Source organism: Mesorhizobium sp. (genome assembly GCF_024509055.1).
In the GTDB taxonomy this organism is placed as follows: domain Bacteria; phylum Pseudomonadota; class Alphaproteobacteria; order Rhizobiales; family Rhizobiaceae; genus Mesorhizobium.
Genome location: NZ_JANINM010000268.1, coordinates 1 through 2,388, shown reverse-complemented (window position 1 = coordinate 2,388; position 2,388 = coordinate 1). Strand labels below are relative to the sequence as shown.

Genomic DNA, 2,388 nt, shown 5'->3' with positions numbered 1-2,388 from the left:
GCCCGGCCGTCAACCCGGCGATCAAGATCACCAACATCGTGGCGCTGCTCCTGCTCGCCGTGCTCGCGCACGGCTGACCCGGACGTCGCTTGAGAAAAACCCGCGGGAGCGATCCCGCGGGGTTTTTCTTTTGAGTGCCCCAAGAAGAACCTAATCGTCTTCGCTGCCGGCGCGGTAGCGCGAAAGCATTTCCTTCGGCTCCGGCTCGCGCTCGGGCAGTGGCGAAAGTCCACGCACCTCGCGCAGCATGGCCAGGAAGCCGCCACGCGCATAGCCGCGCCGAAACGTCCTGGCCCTTGGGTGGATGCCCAATGTCGCGAGGAATCTGCGTCTGAAATAGGTGAGTGACCTGATGCGGTCCGGTTCGGCAGCGCCGTCGAGAATTTTCACCCGTAGCGCATCCGGCGCCGCCATCGCGTCGACGAGGTCTTTCTGCTCCTGCGCATCGTCTTGCACGTAGCTTCCCCGGCGCTCACCGGAGTGAAGCTTGAGCACCGTCAGATGCGGCATGGTGGCGATGATCGCGCCCTTGCGCCAGGCCCGGAACAGCCAATCCTGCGAGCTTTCGCAGAAGCACCGGCTGGCCGGTCGCCAACCTCCCAGCCGTTCCAGCGCCGTGCGCCGCACCAGTTGCGCCGAGCCGAAGCCGGCGGTGATGACCGGGTCGTAGAAGCCGTGCTTGCCGGCGCCGAAGATCGCGGTCCTGATCTCGCCGCCTGCATCGGATCGAGGCCTGACGACGGCGCCGCGCGCGATCACCACGTCGGCGCCGGTCGCTTCGGCCCACCCCGTGGTCGCCGCCAGATGGTCGGGGAACCAGATGTCGTCGTGGTTGAGGATGGCGACGAACCGGCCGCGCGCCCTGGCAAAACCGATATTGTTCGGCCCTGACTGTTCGCCGAAATTCACCGGCAGGTCGATATAGGAAACACGGCCGTCGCCGAAAGCTGCGACCGTCGCCGCCGTGTCCGGCCGGCAGGCGTCGCCGACGACGATCGCCTCCCAGTCCTCAACCGTTTGGCCCAGCACGCTCCTCAGCGCCTCCCGCAGGGCAGCGGGCCGGTTGTGCGTTGCGATGACGACCGAGACGAGCGGCTCGGTCCGCGGGCTCGGAGAAGGCTGGCCCGGCAGCGCCACGCTACACCAGCTTGTACGGAATCTGGTCGGTGTCCGGCGGCAGCCGCCAGTGGTCGGGGCTCTCGAAGGAATAGGCCTTGTCGACCAGATTGAGCACCAAGGCTGTTTCCGGTCCGAGCGAGGCGACGCCGTGCCAGACGCCGGGCGGGATGATGACTATGGCAGGCCGCACCGCGCCGACGATCTTGTGCCAGAGCGCGCCGAACGTCGGCGACGTCTTGCGGCCGTCGAACAGCGATATGCGGACGCTGCCGAGAGAACAGAACAACCGGTCCTGCGTAACGGCATGCGCATGCCAGCCGGTCACGGCGCCGGGATACATCGTGCGCTGAAAAACCTGGTCCACGGCAAGCGAATCAAGTCCCCACTCCGCGCGGAATATCTCGGTCAAATAACCGTTCGAAGTCGCGACCGGCCTGATTTCCTTGAACGTGACGCCATCGATCGCCGGAGGATCGACGGCCAGCCAGTCATGCGTCACGGTCTGCCGATCAGGCGTCCCCGCCGTCATCCAGTCTTGCGGCTCGCGGCGATCGTTGTTGCCCATGTCCAGCCCCCCCCGGGTTGTCGCCAGATTGATAGGAGGACGGCTAAACATTCGCAAGTATGCGGGTGATCGCCTTATCGTGATGAAACAAAAATGCCCGCCGGAGCGATCCGACGGGCTTCATTGGTCAGTGCCGCTCGAAAGCCGGCCTCAGGGCGTGCCGCTGCCGCCACCGGGGATGCCGGGCGCGATTTTGGCGGCGCCGTTGATGATCTGGCTCAGGAAGTTCTGGTCCTTGCCGCCCGTCGGCGTGGTGCGCGAGATGAAGTCGAAGATCTTGCCGTCCTTCATGCCGTAATTGGCGATCTGGGTGACGCGGCTGTCGGGGCCGAAATAGACCGCCAGCACGTGCTGGTCGACCAGCCGCGGCTTGTCGAAGGCGACGTAGCGCTTGCGGGTCTGCGAGATGTAGTAAAAGGCCTCGTTGTCGAAGGTGGCCGTCGTCGACGGCGTCCCCAGCGCCAGCAGCACCTGCTCGCGACTCGAGCCGACCGGCACCGAGTCGACCGCCTGCTGGTCGATGACATAGCCCTGGGTGAACGTCTCGCTCGGATGAAGATCACCGAACATCTTGGACGAATTGCAGGCTGAAAGCGTTGACACCACCACCAGCAGCGACGCCATGCCTGCCGGCACCGGCGCAAAGACGGACTTGAATTTCAGCGCACCCAACAACAATTCTCCATCACATCCCCGCAACTTGC

3 protein-coding genes are annotated in these 2,388 nt (G+C 65.0%); all 3 read right to left on the bottom strand.

Features of this window, described 5'->3' with window-relative positions:
* Positions 1 to 150: 150 nt before the first annotated feature.
* Complete coding sequence (locus tag Q0L57_RS12710) at positions 151 to 1,137, bottom strand: glycosyltransferase family 2 protein (protein WP_296743130.1); 987 nt, start codon at positions 1,135 to 1,137, stop codon at positions 151 to 153.
* A 1-nt stretch (position 1,138) separates the two neighbouring features.
* Positions 1,139 to 1,684, bottom strand: coding sequence for a dTDP-4-dehydrorhamnose 3,5-epimerase family protein (locus tag Q0L57_RS12705; protein ID WP_296743128.1), 546 nt, complete (start codon positions 1,682 to 1,684; stop codon positions 1,139 to 1,141).
* 150 nt (positions 1,685 to 1,834) lie between these two features.
* Entirely contained in the window at positions 1,835 to 2,356 is a 522-nt protein-coding gene (locus tag Q0L57_RS12700) for an outer membrane protein assembly factor BamE (protein ID WP_296743132.1), read from the bottom strand.
* Positions 2,357 to 2,388 lie beyond the last annotated feature (32 nt).